Origin of the sequence: Enterobacter sp. BIDMC 30 (genome assembly GCF_000534355.1) — a bacterium.
Lineage (GTDB): Bacteria > Pseudomonadota > Gammaproteobacteria > Enterobacterales > Enterobacteriaceae > Enterobacter > Enterobacter ludwigii.
In genome coordinates this window covers 1908714-1925530 of record NZ_KI973169.1, presented here as the reverse complement: position 1 = coordinate 1925530, position 16817 = coordinate 1908714, and the positions used below count along the sequence as shown (strand labels likewise).

Genomic DNA, 16817 nt, shown 5'->3' with positions numbered 1-16817 from the left:
TTAAGCAGAGACTCAGTCGCTACCAAACAGATCGCGGGTATACACTTTATCCGCCACGTCGGCCAGTTCTTCCGCCATACGGTTAGAGATAATCACATCAGCTTCCTGCTTGAACGCATCAAGGTCACGAATCACACGAGAATGGAAGAATTCATCCTCCTGCATCGCTGGCTCATAAATAATTACCTGAACGCCTTTGGCCTTAATACGCTTCATGATCCCCTGAATGGAAGAGGCGCGGAAGTTATCAGAACCGCTCTTCATGATCAGGCGATATACACCCACCACTTTCGGCTGACGCGCGAGAATGGAATCAGAAATGAAATCTTTACGCGTACGGTTTGCATCAACAATCGCTGAAATCAAATTGTTTGGCACAGCCTGATAGTTCGCCAGCAACTGTTTGGTATCTTTTGGCAGGCAGTAGCCGCCGTAACCAAACGACGGGTTGTTGTAATGGTTGCCGATACGCGGGTCGAGGCAAACACCTTCGATGATCTGACGGGTGTTCAGGCCCAGACTCTCGGCATAGCTGTCCAGCTCGTTGAAATAAGCCACGCGCATTGCCAGGTAGGTATTCGCGAACAGCTTGATCGCTTCGGCTTCGGTAGAATCGGTAAACAGCACCGGGATATCTTTCTTGATTGCGCCTTCCTGAAGGAGAGCAGCAAAACGCTCCGCACGCTCAGAGCGCTCACCGATCACGATACGGGATGGGTGCAGGTTATCGTATAACGCCCTGCCCTCGCGCAGAAACTCTGGCGAGAAGAAGACATTATCAATACCCAACTCTTCTTTGATTGATTTAGTAAAACCGACCGGAATGGTCGACTTAATCACCATCACCGCGTTTGGATTGATTGCGATAACGTCTTTAATAACCGCTTCAACGGTAGAGGTGTTGAAATAGTTCGTTTTTGGGTCGTAATCGGTTGGCGTCGCGATGATGACATAATCCGCATTGCGGTAGGCATCTTCTTTATCCGTCGTTGCACGGAAATTCAGAGGCTTGCTTGAAAGATAATCCTGGATCTCTTTATCCACAATCGGCGATTGTTTCTGATTAAGCATGTCCACTTTGGCCTGCACGATGTCCAGCGCGACCACTTCATGGTTCTGCGCAATCAAGATACCGTTTGAAAGGCCAACATAGCCTGTTCCGGAAATGGTTATTTTCATTCGTTTGGCTTCTTCAGTATGAGTTTCTGGTGACATCTAAGGGTCACCACAATGAATAACTGGTGGTTTTTTATCGCTAATGCTAATTCACTGTCAAGGTGCATGCCTGGCTGAAGAATACGTTGACTCCACAGATATCGTTATCACAACAGAGCATGAAGTACCGGGTTTCCAGCTATAGTGGGGCACTTAACGCTTATAGACCCATAAAATGGATAAATAGCGGACTGACTCAAATCAGACTAATCCCTTGGTAAGGTTAAGCAGATATTGACCATATCCCGTCTTTTTAAGTGGCTCTGCAAGCAGCAGAAGTTGTTCCGCATTAATAAATCCCCTACGAAAAGCGATTTCCTCTGGGCAAGAAACCTTTAGTCCCTGTCGCTCCTCTATCGTTGCGATAAAATTACTCGCCTCAATCATACTTTGGTGTGTTCCGGTGTCCAGCCAGGCGTATCCTCGTCTCATCATTGCGACAGACAATCTGCCCTGTTGCATATAAAGACGGTTGATATCGGTGATTTCCAATTCACCCCTATCCGATGGGCTCAAACTTTTAGCCATCTCAATGACATCATTGTCATAAAAATAAAGACCGGTTATGGCGTAATTACTTTTGGGTTGTTGAGGTTTCTCCTCAAGGCCAATTACGGTCCCTTCTTTGTCAAATTCAACAACACCATAACGTTCCGGATCGCTGACATGATAGGCAAAAACGGTCGCCCCTTCTTCCTGACTTGCAGCCCCTTCAAGCAGTCGCGGAAGGTCATGTCCATAGAAAATGTTATCCCCTAACACCAGAGCACAGTTGTCGTTTCCGATAAACTCTTCGCCAAGGATAAAGGCCTGAGCAAGCCCGTCGGGGCTCGGTTGCACTTTATACTGCAGACGCAGCCCCCACTGGCTACCATCACCCAGCAGTTGCTCAAAACGCGGCGTATCCTGTGGCGTGCTGATAATAAGGATGTCCCTGATGCCAGCAAGCATCAGTGTTGATAGCGGATAATAGATCATCGGCTTATCGTAAATCGGCAACAATTGTTTACTTACCGCCATCGTGACGGGGTAAAGACGTGTGCCAGATCCGCCAGCTAAAATGATACCTTTACGCTTAATCATTACTTACGTTCCCCATAATTCTGATCAATCCAGCTTTTATAGGCGCCACTTTTAACATTTGAAACCCATTTCTGATTGTTCAAATACCACTCAACGGTTTTGCGAATACCACTTTCAAAGGTTTCAAGCGGTTTCCAGCCCAGTTCGGCACTGATTTTGTGAGCGTCGATCGCGTAACGGCGGTCGTGCCCTGGACGGTCAGTTACATAAGTAATTTGTTCCCGATAGGATCGTTCCTTGGGCACGATTTCATCCAGCAGATCGCATATGGTGTGTACAACCTCGATATTTTTCTTCTCGTTGTACCCTCCAATATTATACGTTTGCCCCACGACACCCGTTGTCAGAACGGTATAAAGTGCACGCGCATGATCTTCCACGTATAACCAGTCGCGGACCTGATCGCCCTTACCGTAAATGGGTAAGGGTTTACTTTCCAGAGCATTCAGGATGACAAGTGGAATGAGTTTTTCCGGAAAATGGTAAGGCCCATAGTTATTGGAACAGTTTGTCACAATTCCCGGCAGGCCGTAGGTACGTATCCACGCGCGCACTAAATGATCGCTGGAAGCTTTTGATGCTGAGTAAGGGCTACTTGGTGCATATGCCGTTTTTTCAGTAAAGAGTGGCAACGGAGTAGCTTCATGATATTCGTCTGGATGAGGCAAATCACCATAGACTTCATCAGTTGAAATGTGATGAAAACGAAATGCAGATCTTGCTGCTCCGTTCAGTGACGACCAGTAAGAACGGCTGACCTCTAACAAAACATAGGTGCCAACAATATTGGTTTCAATGAATTCAGCCGGTCCAGTAATAGAACGGTCAACATGGCTTTCAGCCGCCAAATGCATCACCGCGTCAGGCTGATGAGTGGCAAATATACGTTCTATGGCATTTTTATCGCATATATCAGCATGCTCAAAAACGTAACGTTCACTATCACTTACTTCACGCAAGGATTCCAGGTTACCGGCATAGGTTAATTTATCAACGTTAACAACGCTATCCTGAGTATTGCTAATAATATGTCGTATAACCGCGGAGCCAATAAACCCGGCACCGCCAGTAACTAGAATTTTCACGCAGTCTATTCCGTTAAAGTGAGTTGAGTGGATTTTACAAGATAAAAAAGCCCGGTATCGCTACCGGGCTTTATGGAATGGCAGAATCAGATTAATCCAACCATTCTGTGTGGAACACGCCTTCTTTATCAGTGCGCTTGTAGGTATGCGCGCCAAAATAGTCGCGCTGCGCCTGAATCAGGTTCGCAGGCAGAACGGCAGCGCGGTAGCTGTCGTAGTACGCCACTGCTGCGGAGAAGGTTGGTACTGGAATACCGTTCTGAACGGCATAAGCAACCACATCGCGCAGCGCCTGCTGGTATTCGTCGGCAATCTTCTTGAAGTATGGCGCCAGCAGAAGGTTAGCAATACCCGCGTTTTCCGCATAAGCATCGGTGATTTTCTGCAGGAATTGTGCACGAATGATGCAACCTGCGCGGAAGATCTTCGCGATTTCGCCGTAGTTCAGATCCCAGTTGTTCTCGTCTGACGCGGCACGCAACTGAGAGAAGCCCTGCGCGTAGGAGACGATTTTGCCCAGGTACAGAGCGCGGCGAACTTTCTCGACGAATTCAGCTTTATCACCGGCTGGTTTAGCCTGTGGGCCAGACAGCACTTTGGATGCCGCAACACGCTGCTCTTTCAGAGAAGAGATATAACGCGCAAAGACGGATTCGGTGATCAGAGAGAGCGGTTCACCCAGATCCAGAGAGCTCTGGCTGGTCCATTTACCGGTGCCTTTGTTCGCTGCTTCATCCAGGATCACATCGACCAGGTATTTACCCTCTTCATCTTTCTTAGTGAAGATATCTTTGGTGATGTCAATCAGGTAGCTGTTCAGTTCGCCTTTGTTCCACTCGGTAAAGGTTTCTGCCAGCTCTTCGTTAGAGAGTTTCAGGCCGCCTTTCAGCAGAGAGTAAGCCTCCGCGATCAGCTGCATGTCGCCGTATTCGATGCCATTGTGAACCATCTTCACGTAATGGCCTGCACCGTCTGGACCAATATAGGTCACACACGGCTCGCCATCTTCCGCAACAGCAGCGATTTTAGTCAAGATTGGCGCAACCAGTTCGTATGCCTCTTTCTGACCACCAGGCATGATAGATGGGCCTTTCAGTGCGCCCTCTTCACCACCGGAAACACCGGTACCGATGAAGTTGAAACCTTCAGCAGAAAGCTCACGGTTACGACGAATTGTGTCCTGGAAGAAGGTGTTACCGCCATCAATGATGATGTCGCCTTTTTCGAGGTATGGTTTCAGAGAGTCGATAGCAGCATCGGTACCTGCGCCCGCTTTCACCATTAACAGGATACGACGAGGCGTTTCCAGAGACTCAACAAACTCTTTCACCGTATAGAAAGGAACCAGTTTCTTGCCCGGGTTCTCGGCAATCACTTCTTCGGTCTTATCACGGGAGCGGTTGAATACGGAGACGGTATAACCACGGCTTTCGATGTTGAGCGCCAGGTTGCGCCCCATCACTGCCATACCGACAACGCCGATCTGTTGTTTGGACATTACATACTCCTGTCAGGTGTGGTCACCGCGACTTATGCGCGGCTTGAAATGTATGCCTGATGTTAATCTATGAATATCATTTTAACCAGTGGTTAAGACATGAAAAACGCACACAATGGAAAATATAGGCATGTGACAAGATGACTATTTCCTGAGCGCCTTATATACAAGACCTAATAATGGGGTAGGTAATAATCGAGGAACTATTCTCATGACTGAACAAACAAAAATATTGAAAATATTATCAATTTTTAATTCGTATTTTAATTTTGCAAGGCGGATCTCGCTTTTAACGTAAGTCAGTCCCCTTCTACGACTAATCATGTTTTGACCAGCACGAACATTCACGAGTACTTTATTCAAATTAAGGGTTTCATGCCCAGCAGCAATTACTCTCAACCATAAATTATAATCTTCCATTAAAAAATGATGCTGATAGCCACCGACGCTTTGAATGACATTTTTTTTAAAGGCAACAGTCATATGGTTAAATGGGCTTCTTTTTTTGGCATATTCTTTTATTTGCTCATGACTACATACTGAAAAACGGATCCCTTGAGAACATGTCATATCCTCACTGAATTCACTAATGGCTCCTCCAGATAAAGCAACGTTCGGATGTTGTGTCATAAGAGAAACTTGATGTTCAAAACGATCCGGCAGGCAAACATCGTCAGTATCCATTCGTAACACCAAATTATTCTGACAAAAATTCATTCCATGATTAAGAGCCTTGCCCAACCCAACATTTTCAGGCAATTCAACAATATTTATATTAAGTAGTGGAATAAATTCATTCACAACTGCTGAAAGATCTTCACCAACCGGACCGTCGTAAACTATAACAACTTGGTCAGGTTTAAGTGTATTATTATTAATGCTTTGTAAACACTGATAAAGTTACTCTGGTTTTTCTTTATAGTATAAAGAAAGTAGCACTGTGAATTTCATATTATGACACATCCGGATAAATATTCATGGCTGATAGTTAATTAAAACATATCAGCACATGTAATTAAAAAAGCAAAAACACTAGGCATCCATTTCCAAGATGTCAGCAATCCTTTTGCTCGCAAATCCATCGCCATATGGATTACTCGCTTTACTCATATTATTATATTCATTCTTATCATCAAGTAATTTTCTGAACGCGTTATAAATAACATCTTCATTAGTACCTACTAATTTCAGCGTACCTGCATCAATACCCTCAGGTCGTTCGGTAGTATCGCGCATGACAAGAACAGGCTTGCCCAGACTTGGGGCTTCTTCCTGAATGCCGCCACTGTCAGTTAAGATGATGAACGATCGCGAGAGGAAATTATGGAAGTCAAAGACTTCGAGTGGTTCGATTATTCTGACACGATCGCAGTCACCAAGGATCTCTTGTGCCGCTTTTCTGACGTTCGGATTCAAATGAATCGGATAAATAGCTTTAATATCAGAGGTTTCGTCAATAATGCGTTTAATTGCGCGGAACATATTACGCATTGGTTCACCCAAATTCTCTCTGCGGTGTGCCGTAATCATAATAAGCCGGCTATCGGACGCCCATTCCAGATGTTCATGTGTATAGCTATCTTTAACAGTAGTCTTTAGGGCATCGATAGCTGTGTTACCTGTCACATGAATTGAAGAAGCTTTTTTCCCTTCCTGCAACAAGTTTTCCCGCGAAGTATTGGTAGGTGCAAAATGATATTTCGCTACAATCCCAACAGCCTGTCTATTAAACTCCTCCGGGAATGGGGAATCAATATTATAAGTTCTTAATCCAGCTTCAACGTGTCCAACTGGAATTTGCAGATAGAAACATGCGAGTGCAGTTGCAAAGGTGGTTGTCGTATCCCCATGAACCAAAACAATGTCAGGTCTAACCTCAGCTAAAATAACCTTCATTTTATCAAGGATATTTGCGGTTACATCGAACAAAGTTTGCTGATCTTTCATTATAGAAAGATCATAATCCGGGACAATTTTGAACGCACTTAGAACCTGATCAAGCATCTGACGATGCTGTCCAGTAACACAAACAATCGTTTCAATTTTATTTCTTGTTTTTAATTCCTTAACCAAGGGGCACATTTTAATTGCTTCAGGTCTGGTGCCAAAGACAACCATTACTTTTTTCATTATTTTCCCTTAAAACTTTTAAGCAAACGCTTTATATACCCACTGATTTTTGGGCCCAGAAAAACAGCGATTCTGTGTTTTAATTTATCAGATTTAGAATACCAAGAAGCGGAAAAATGATGAATTGTATGCGTATTTTCAGTTACGACAATTTCACCTGTCCGCCATTGCTTAGCACAAAATACATCAAATGGATAAATAGCTAACCCTTCACTGAGATGCTGGAGTTCATTTTTAGGCTTCCAGCCAAAATCGCGGATAGTTAAGTCTGTTATTACACCTGTATTGGGTGTTTTATCAAAGTTTCCATCAGGTAAGATAAACGTTCTGGTATCATAACCGGATAAAAGATCGCCAATCCATTTATGACCTTTTACTGAAGCCATTGTGCCAGTTACACACATCATGTCATCTTCACAACCGGTAAATGCATCATGCATCAAGAAAGGATCCAATGATTTTACCACTTCAACATCGGTATCCATGTAGATGCCACCATGATGATAAAGCGCATAAAGCCGTACATAATCTGTAACGAAAGCAAACTTTCTCGATTCATAGGCCTCTTTGACATACCTGTTGCTATTTATGTCAAACGAATCTTCATTCCATTCTACGATCTCGTAATCAGGAAGTTTTTCTTTCCATGACTTAATACAATTTAAAGCCAACTCAGGCATTTGCCCACGCCCAAACCAACAATAATGAATTTTTTTAGGAATCACACAAAACCTCATAATAAAATTTTAGTATATGCATATATAATAAAAATCACAATTCACTAAGCAATATTTTATTTTTTATCAAACTGGAATTAATCGCTGTAGAATTATAAGTTAGCCCAACATCAAACTGAATATTATAGATTGCCAATAATTCAAAGGGGAATTTTCCATTAATGCGGTGAACACCTTCTTTAATATAGATATCTTCTTTTTCTCTGGGGTGTAATTTCAAATAAACATCAAAATTATTTTCTTTGAGTTTTATTATCTGTTCGTTGAAAAGGGCTGCTAGTTCTTCTTTAGAATGCATACCATAAAGATAAGTTGGCTGAGTTAAAACGATAGCTTTTTTAGACTTATCAGATGAGAAATCGCAATCAAAATCCTTGAAGAATATAGCTTTAATTATATCCTTATCATAATCAGATAAACTTTTAATGGCTTGAATATCATTAATTTCTTTAATTGGGAATTTGTATGTAAAATCTTTCTTTTCCGAAAATATTTTTTTAAGGCGTTTTTCATCTCTGACATAAAAACCCGAAATGTCATTAATAGAATTTTTCGGGACAGAGAGTGTTTTTTTTATGAAGGTATTTATAATGCTTTTTAATTGTGGCTTTACTTTTTTTTCAAAAAGCACATCATCGCAATATGTACTTTCCCCTTCCTCATAAAAGAAAATTTTATTCGGCCGACCTAAATTTGATAAGATTAAGGGATAGTAACCAACAAAACCATCAAGATAAAAATTAATGCTATGCTTATTCTTTCTAAAAGGGTAAAGAGATATTCTTTTTAAGACATTGAAGAAATATTCAGTTACATTATTCTTGAAGAGAATAACATCAGTAATCTTATCTAACCTCCTAAGTTCAAGCAAGCTTGCATAGAGGTCATTACAATCCTGAGTATTGATTACTAGTATATTTCTCTCGTCTTTGCTCATCAATGAGTATACAAATGGAAATTTATTATAATTCCATAAAAAGAAATAGTTTACATTCATTATCTATTTATCCCAACCACTGCTTTTTTCATAAGGCTGTAAGCCATATAGGCAATGAATATTGCATAAGTTCTTGGTTCAAAGAAAAGATTTATATCGCCCTGGGCTACGACTCGAATGATTAACTCAAGGATAGGCCCTAAAAAAAGAAATGAAAGAACATCACCACTTTCAAATGATGCAAGGATATCCCTTTTTATGGCTATAATAATGCTGCCAAAGATAACCAAGAATATTGTGACGCCTGTATATCCAAAGTAATAATATCCTATAGCTGGGAACCCATTTGCAAGACTTCTCCCACGGTCCTCTGTTGAGCGCCATTCGTCTAGCGTTTTAGGCGGAACCACAACATTCATAAGCTCATTCATTCCCTGATCAAATTTATTATTTCCCGCAGAAAAGTTTTGCGTGAATTTATCCCAACGAATTTTTTCAGGTACCTGACTATGGTCATTAATAACCCACCAAACTTGCCCAGCAGCTTCAATACGCTTTTGAATTTTTTGGATTGCTGATGTACCGCTGTCGTAATTTTCGACCGTTTGATAGTTGATAAATATTACTGAAAAAATACCGACTACGAAAAATAATAATGTCGTCCGTATTTTTTTATAAAGCTTTTGCTTCTCGGCTTCTGCATACCTTGTTGCATAATGAAGGGTAATAGGCAAATAAAAACAGTACAGGATTATTAATAACTCGCCACCCTTGATCGAACATAAGATATGGTAAAGAACGATAAGCACAAAGTAGATTAAATAACGTTTGTATTTAGTATTAAAGTAATACATACCCAGAGCCAAGCAAACGAAACTTAATCTCCCCTTGATCAAATTGACATAGCCGGGCACTATAGAACTAAAATATACAGTTCGGTGAGTACCATTAAAAAGAGGCACGCCTGTTTTCAGAAATGTTGCATATAATATGACGATACATGTAATAATTATTATCTCTATATAAAATCGATTAATTTTCAAAACTAATTTTGAATGATTGGGCGCAAAATTTACCAACAAAAACTCGATAAAAATCATTGAAAAAAACAAATTAACTATAAATGTGCCATTCCAATAGCTATATGCGTTTATTTCAAAAAGATAAGTTCCACTTTCAATCAAAGCCCCGCCAATTAGCATGGCTATAAGGATAACAAAAAAAATCAAATTATTGGCAAATTCAATTGGACGATAATAAAATACGACGAATAAATAAATGAATAAAACAATAACCCCTGCTATATTTACATCTTGTCCAAAAGCGTTAATTAGGGCAAGAATACCTGTCAAAGACAGCAAAATCATTCTGTAAAACAAGAATACGCTTATATTCACCAGGTATATCCTTAAATATAGTAAAGGTGTATTATGGTGTTTTAAAAAAGTTTTTATAAAAGGCAATACAACGATTCAGTATGTATGTAGCATTACGCTTTTTTAAAGATGTTCCATGATACAAGTTTTAATTGCCAAACAAGAGTCCATGTAGCAATAAATCTTATACACATTGATATTGAAAAAGCCATAGCAACACCAATTATCCCATTGGTTTTCATCATTATGAGTAAAAGCACAATGTTAAATACCCCACAACTAATCGTAATGATCGATAAGCGGCCAGTCTTTTTTGCATAAAACAGATAGTTTGTAACCATCAAATACATTCCGTTAAACGCTTGTCCAAGACAGAGCCATCCTATTACGCTCGTTGCTTTCTGGTATTGAGGGCCTGCGAATAAACTTACGACAAACGGGCCAATCCAAAAAGATAAAATTCCAAGAAAAGATAAAAGAACAAAATAGCAATATGAAAATTTAACCAGTTTTCTTAGTTTAACTACATCATTAACGGACAGGATTCTAAAGAGCCATGGAACCAAAGCCTTGTTAATTGCATCAAATACTACGACCATTCCAAGACTTAATTGAACCCCCAGCATGTAAACCCCGGCTTCCTCTATGCCAAGCTTACCGCTAATCAGTATTCGGTCAATCGCGCTTAGAAAGAAAATTCCAACAATATGAGGAACGAGAGGTATACCAAACTTCAGTGCATCTTTAATATAAGAGATATTGAAGGTCGTAATTGTCAATAGATGCTCTTTAAAGAGAGTGAATAAAGAGACCAGAACATAGACTAACGTGCCAAAGAGCAAAGCATTGATTCTACTAACTGCGCCTTGCTTAACCAAGAAAAGAAGAACTAATGTTAATACGAAAATTAAGATACTTTGTGTTACTTGCAGAAAACCATAACTCCAGGCTCTCTCACGAATTTGCCATTGCGCTAATCGTAACTGAATTATAAATGTTCCTGCTGAAACAATTATCGCTAAGTAAATCCAATAGGATGGTATATTTAACAAATCACTTAATTGCGTGCTGAATAATGCCGCAACTAAAAAAAGTATTATCGAGCTTAACAGAAGTACGTGTATACATGCCCCATTGTAGATACTAAGTTCCTCTTGAGTCTGGACATCATAAAAGCGGCGATTTGCAGCACCGATCGTATTGAGTCCTGTTAGGGCTGCCAGTCCACTTACAAGAGTCTGAAACATAGCAATCTGACCATAATCTCCCGGATTGAGATTATGTGTTAAGATTGGTAGCAATAGGAAAGGTACTAACGCATTTAATATATTCGAGGATAAATATATCGTTGAATTCCTGACCAAACTCATTTTCGAGGACCAACGTTTAGAATAAAGTTATAGATCATAAAAGTCCTTGTATTCAGAACTTTGATTTCTCATGAAATCTTTTATGACTGTCAATGCTGCTTTCAAAACATCATTTTTATAATAAGGATTTTTTGCCGTTTTAATTTTCTCAAGGAAATCACTTCCTTGACTTGCATTGATCGCTTGAATAATTTCTTCGGTATTGCATATGCAATCAATGACGCTCTCTCCACGGACCCTCCCTTTCTGGCGATCGCCAATATTGATGGTTGGGATATGTAAAGACGGAATTTCAATCAAGCCGGATGAAGAGTTACCTATAAGGCCCTGCGAATATTTATTCAGCGCAAGATAATCTTCAGGTTTTACAGAAGTAAAAATCCTTGAATGCGTAGAATGACAAAACGCGGTTATTTTTGCCATTATTTCCTCTGAACCAGTATCTGAGTTTGACCCTATAAATATATAATCATAGTTATTGCTAAATTTTTGTAATGCATTGAGTAGCTGCGTAACTTGATAACCTGGTGAAACTGAATTTAAAGTTTCAGGATGGAAGACAACTACAAAATAAGGTCTGTTTAAAGAACCGAAATTCTCTTCAAGTTCAACTTTTGAAGGCAAATTCATGGAAAGCGCATTTTCTGCCCCAAGTGCTCCAACATTAATCACACTTTCAGGATGCTCTCCCATCTGAATTATTCTATTCCGGTACTCCTCAGTAGAGGCCAAATGAAGACGAGCCATTTTGGTTATAGCATGCCGTATAAATTCATCATAATTTCCTAAGGTTTTTTCTCCACCATGAAGATGAATAATAGGCATATTATGCATAGCGGCTGCTACCGCGACAGAGAAAATCTCATAACGGTCTCCAAGAATCATCACCGCATCAAATTTATTATCTTGAAAATATAAACCAAATTCTTCTTGGCAAACAGACATTGCGCTAATGACATCAGCGTTAGTTGAACTAATAATGTTGATATTAATAAGTTTGTTAACAACCAACCCATCATTTTCAATATTTTTATAGGTCAAGCCATATTTTTCATCACAATGCATTCCAGTCGCAACGATTGTTAATTCTATATCTTCGTCATCTCTCAGAGCCAAAAGAAGGCGCTTCATGATACCATATTCGGCTCGTGAGCCAGTAACATACAGAATTTTCTTTTTCATTCTAAATAACTCAAAATTAATTTTTCAAGGCACTCATACGCTTTATTACTAAAATGTAATCCGTCATTTGTAAATTCAATATTTAGATTGCCGTAGGCATCATAAAATTCTTGGCTTAACTGAAGCCATTTAATATTGTGTTTACTTTCAATACCGGTTTTGAGAACTTGGTTCAGATTTTTTATGATATTGTTATTGCGTTCTATTCTACCAATGACGGGTGGGACGCTAAGCACATAGATTTGAACGTTTGGATTTAAATTCAATAAATAGTGGATAGTCTCATTAACCCAATGCACGGTATCATAAGGACTCCATCCATCGATAACAATATCGTTGGTACCAGCCATAATAAATGCGACATTACCAACAGTATCGATTAAACCATTTTTCAATACCAGGTTATAATATTGCTCTGACGTAATTCCAGCTATACCAAAATTACTTACCTTTTTGTTAGCTAAAAGATCAATATCCCAAAAATCGAAAATTGAATGACCAATTAATGTCACTGGTTTGCAATGTTTAAACGCGTCTTTCTTTTCATGTATACGCCTGTTTACTGAATTTAATAAGAGTTTGTCTTTAACTCTTTTATTCATCAGCATAATTGCAACATCAAAATCAAGCCTATCATCAATATCAACAGAATCCTCTTTCGACATAATATATGCTATGCTGTCAGCGCCAAAAAAATGCTTCTGTCGGAGGTAATCGTCATTATAACCAATAAATATGGCTCCATTAGGAGTATATTGTTTGTAATTCTGGCGTCTGTAATTACTAAAATCTAAATCAAAATTGGCCATGCTTAACGATTCGGATATCGGCTTTATTAAATCAATACTTTTACTGCTTTCGACAACCGATGAAAGAAATTTAGCATGCGTTGCTTTTTCAAAGAGATTCACAGCCTCACTAATATGTTCGGCTGTGCGGAAAGGTGATGTTGGTTGTAATAATACAAAGTAATCAAAGCCTTTATATTTTTGCAGTACGTCTTCTACAACCATAAAAGAGGTAGCTGCATCAGAAGATAATTCCTCACCGCGCATCACAACCTCTGCTCCATAATACTCGGCGATGGCTTTATATTCATAAGAATCAGTCGAAACGATGATATGTTCGAATAATTCAGATTTTTTTGCCGCTTCAATAGTATAAGCTATTAATGGTCGATCTATCAGCATTAATATATTTTTATTAACTAATCCTTTAGATCCAGAGCGTGCAGGAATGATTGCTATCTTCTTTAACATTCCAAACTATACCTCTTGTTCTTTAAAACCAGAATGTACAATCAACTGATCTTCTTCAAAATCTGTTTCTGCGGTTTGGCCTAATAAATCATACCAATACATAGGGCTAATTCCATTCCCAGGACGTTTTGTTGTAACATTTTCGGTAGAGAATACTTCACCTTTTTTGATTTTGCAGTTTGCAACAATAGACTTCCTTGCTACTATTTTATTTTTTCTTTCTGAAGGCGTTACTAATTTTTCAAAACTGCCTAAGGACTGCTCAACCGCTCGAATTCCTTCACATAATAATTTCAATTCGTCTGGCGTGACCGATGCCTTGTGATCTGGGCCTTCGAAATCTTTATTAAGAGTAAAGTGTTTCTCAATGAAAGTGATGCCATATGGAACAGATGCGATACCCGCAAAATATCCAGGAGAATGATCGGAGAAACCGATATTATAATCACTGAAGATTTTTTTAAATCCTGCGATAGTGTTCAGGTTCACATCTTCAAAAGGTGTTGGATATTCCGTGTTACAATGAAGTATTGTAATATCCGAAGATGAGATGCCATTATCACCAAGCACCTTGAGTGCCATTTTAATTTCTTCAGTAGTTGCCATTCCCGTAGAAATAACTATTTTTTTATCTTCGATGGGCAGCCGTGCAATTTTTTCCAGATATGGTAAATTAAGCAATTCACCAGAAGGAATTTTCCAAATCTTTTGAAGCCTTGACGCGAGGAAATCAATAGAATCAAAATCAAAGGGAGTAGAGAAAACATCCAGGCCTAATGATTTGGCATAATCTTCAAGCTTAATAAACTCATCATACGGCAGTTCCAGCTTCCTTGTCATATCCAACTGTGATTCATCATTACCGGTAACTTTAATTTGATATTCAGCTTTCGGTGCATATTTCGAAATCAGTTGATCAGCTTTGAAAGTTTGAAACTTTACAGCATCAACGCCTGCCTTCTTTGCTTCATCAACCATTTGCTTAGCTAATTTAAAATCACCATTGTGATTGCAACCGATTTCAGCGACAATATAAATATTAGCCATTTTTATTCCTTTCTTTTAATAATCGAGTTGGGGACCCAGCGACAACCACATTATTGGGTATATCACGTATAACGACCGAACCTGAGCCAACTATGGTTGAGTTTCCGATAGTTAATTGTCCATTAACGACTGTACAACTACCGATAAATGTTTTTTCACCAACACGAACATCACCATTGAGGACGACATTAGTGGAAATATTTGAGCAGTAGGAAATATGGTTGCCGTGTTCAACCAAGGCGCGTGTATTTATAACAACTCCGTCTTCGAGGTAAGAGTCGCAATTTACAATGGCCATTTTTCCGATATATATACAGGTTCCCAAAGTGGAGCGAGAAGATACGATAGACGTTTCATCTATTACATTGATTGTTTCAAGCTCAGCATCTTTAATTTTCTGGAACCAGAATGCCCTGTCATCGGGATCCCCGATTGCAATAAAATACTTATAATCTTTACACTGCTGAATATCATCCAACGAATGCCCCAAAATCGGATATCCTTGATGGGTTCCCGACTTCATGCTGTCCAAAAAGCCTTCTAAAGCGAACTGATTATGATCCAGGCTATCAATTACAGCTTTAGCAAATCCCCCAGCCCCAATAATGATCAATTTATTTTTCATTTAGCACCATTATATAGATAAACCCGGGCCAAATCAGAAGGTGATATGGATAAAATCCATGCTACCGCCCCTGGCTTTACAGCTACCAGTGCACTGAACCGCTTCCGGGCATATGTCATAACGCATGAAACCGAATCTAACCAAAAACAAGATTCGATTGTGATCCTAAGGTGCAACAGATACAAGTGAAAACATGCTTTCTATCGCACAGAAATTAGACATAGAATGCAGTTGCTATACGTAACAAATGACAACAAATATTCTTATGTAATATACACTTATAGAATATCCGTTGTCATTCAGTTAGTTTAGATTTGTACTGGGGAAGTTAATCTTTTACCAGCAACTTCTCAATCCGGCTTCTGAACTTCTGACCTTCCTTCAGGTTACGCAGGCCATACTTCACAAACGCCTGCATATACCCCATTTTCTTACCGCAGTCGTAGCTGTCACCGGTCATCAGCATCGCATCAACAGACTGCTTCTTAGCCAGTTCAGCAATCGCATCGGTCAACTGGATACGGTCCCAGGCACCCGGCTCGGTTTTTTCCAGCTCGGCCCAGATATCCGCGTTGAGAACATAACGGCCAACGGCCATCAGGTCAGAATCCAGCGTCTGCGGCTGATCCGGTTTCTCGATAAACTCAACGATGCGGCTCACCTGCCCTTCCGTCTCCAGCGCTTCTTTAGTCTGGATAACAGAGTACTCGGAGAGATCGCCTTTCATGCGCTTAGCAAGCACCTGGCTACGGCCCGTTTCGTTGAAGCGCGCCACCATTGCCGCCAGGTTGTAACGCAGCGGATCGGCAGATGCGCTATCGATAATGATATCCGGCAGAACAACGATGAACGGGTTGTCACCCACGACCGGGCGCGCGCAAAGAATGGAGTGGCCCAGACCCAGCGGCTGCGCCTGACGCACGTTCATGATGGTTACGCCAGGAGGACAGATAGACTGCACTTCAGCCAGCAGCTGGCGTTTTACGCGCTGCTCAAGCAACGCTTCGAGTTCGTAAGAGGTGTCGAAGTGGTTTTCTACCGCATTCTTGGAGGAGTGCGTAACCAGGACGATTTCTTTGATCCCTGCAGCAACAATTTCATCGACAATGTATTGAATCATCGGTTTGTCGACAATCGGCAGCATCTCTTTAGGAATGGCTTTTGTGGCTGGCAACATATGCATGCCCAGGCCTGCTACCGGAATGACTGCTTTCAAATTAATCATTATTTCTTCCACCTTAAAATGGTTGACGAATTATAGCTCTTTAACCTG

14 protein-coding genes and 1 pseudogene are annotated in these 16817 nt (G+C 40.2%); all 15 read right to left on the bottom strand.

Going from position 1 to position 16817, the window contains the following annotated elements:
* Positions 1-12: 12 nt before the first annotated feature.
* The 15 genes and pseudogenes from ugd to galF all read right to left on the bottom strand — a co-directional run bounded on the left by ugd (position 13) and on the right by galF (position 16769).
* The gene (gene ugd, locus L466_RS13270; RefSeq protein ID WP_032680648.1) at positions 13-1179 is read right to left on the bottom strand and encodes a UDP-glucose 6-dehydrogenase; all 1167 of its coding nucleotides are present in this window, start codon (positions 1177-1179) and stop codon (positions 13-15) included.
* Between the two features lie 237 nt (positions 1180-1416).
* Positions 1417-2298 carry a glucose-1-phosphate thymidylyltransferase RfbA gene (gene rfbA, locus L466_RS13275; RefSeq protein ID WP_032680647.1) on the bottom strand — a complete coding sequence of 294 codons (882 nt, stop codon included), beginning with the start codon at positions 2296-2298 and terminating at the stop codon, positions 1417-1419.
* Positions 2298-3383 carry a dTDP-glucose 4,6-dehydratase gene (gene rfbB / locus L466_RS13280; RefSeq protein ID WP_032680645.1) on the bottom strand — a complete coding sequence of 362 codons (1086 nt, stop codon included), beginning with the start codon at positions 3381-3383 and terminating at the stop codon, positions 2298-2300. Before rfbB ends, rfbA begins: the two co-directional genes overlap by 1 nt.
* Positions 3384-3474: 91 nt before the next feature.
* Complete coding sequence (gene gndA / locus L466_RS13285) at positions 3475-4881, bottom strand: NADP-dependent phosphogluconate dehydrogenase (protein WP_032680644.1); 1407 nt, start codon at positions 4879-4881, stop codon at positions 3475-3477.
* Positions 4882-5025: 144 nt separating this feature from the next.
* Positions 5026-5769, bottom strand: a pseudogene (locus L466_RS0122370) (glycosyltransferase); the annotation flags it as partial.
* A gap of 144 nt (positions 5770-5913) precedes the next feature.
* Positions 5914-7011, bottom strand: coding sequence for a non-hydrolyzing UDP-N-acetylglucosamine 2-epimerase (gene wecB, locus L466_RS13290; RefSeq protein WP_032680643.1), 1098 nt, complete (start codon positions 7009-7011; stop codon positions 5914-5916).
* A complete protein-coding gene (locus L466_RS13295; RefSeq protein ID WP_032680642.1) occupies positions 7011-7736 on the bottom strand; it encodes a glycosyltransferase family 32 protein in 726 nt (241 codons plus the stop codon). Before L466_RS13295 ends, wecB begins: the two co-directional genes overlap by 1 nt.
* Positions 7737-7782: 46 nt before the next feature.
* Positions 7783-8745 carry a polysialyltransferase family glycosyltransferase gene (locus L466_RS13300; RefSeq protein WP_127341415.1) on the bottom strand — a complete coding sequence of 321 codons (963 nt, stop codon included), beginning with the start codon at positions 8743-8745 and terminating at the stop codon, positions 7783-7785.
* On the bottom strand, positions 8745-10082 hold the full coding sequence (locus tag L466_RS23930) for a DUF6418 domain-containing protein (RefSeq protein ID WP_032680639.1): 1338 nt from the start codon (positions 10080-10082) through the stop codon (positions 8745-8747). The genes L466_RS13300 and L466_RS23930 overlap by 1 nt, the downstream gene beginning before the upstream one ends.
* A 92-nt stretch (positions 10083-10174) precedes the next feature.
* A complete protein-coding gene (locus L466_RS13310) occupies positions 10175-11431 on the bottom strand; it encodes a lipopolysaccharide biosynthesis protein (RefSeq protein ID WP_032680637.1) in 1257 nt (418 codons plus the stop codon).
* Positions 11432-11458: 27 nt separating this feature from the next.
* Positions 11459-12613, bottom strand: a complete 1155-nt coding sequence (gene neuC, locus L466_RS13315; protein ID WP_032680636.1) for a UDP-N-acetylglucosamine 2-epimerase — start codon at positions 12611-12613, stop codon at positions 11459-11461.
* A complete protein-coding gene (locus L466_RS13320) occupies positions 12610-13872 on the bottom strand; it encodes a cytidylyltransferase domain-containing protein (RefSeq protein ID WP_032680635.1) in 1263 nt (420 codons plus the stop codon). The genes neuC and L466_RS13320 overlap by 4 nt, the downstream gene beginning before the upstream one ends.
* A 6-nt stretch (positions 13873-13878) precedes the next feature.
* Positions 13879-14919: an N-acetylneuraminate synthase gene (gene neuB, locus L466_RS13325; RefSeq protein WP_032680634.1), complete on the bottom strand. Its 1041-nt coding sequence runs from the start codon at positions 14917-14919 to the stop codon at positions 13879-13881.
* Entirely contained in the window at positions 14912-15544 is a 633-nt protein-coding gene (locus L466_RS13330) for an acetyltransferase (RefSeq protein ID WP_032680632.1), read from the bottom strand. The genes neuB and L466_RS13330 overlap by 8 nt, the downstream gene beginning before the upstream one ends.
* A gap of 328 nt (positions 15545-15872) precedes the next feature.
* The gene (gene galF / locus L466_RS13335) at positions 15873-16769 is read right to left on the bottom strand and encodes a GalU regulator GalF (protein WP_032680631.1); all 897 of its coding nucleotides are present in this window, start codon (positions 16767-16769) and stop codon (positions 15873-15875) included.
* Positions 16770-16817: the final 48 nt, after the last annotated feature.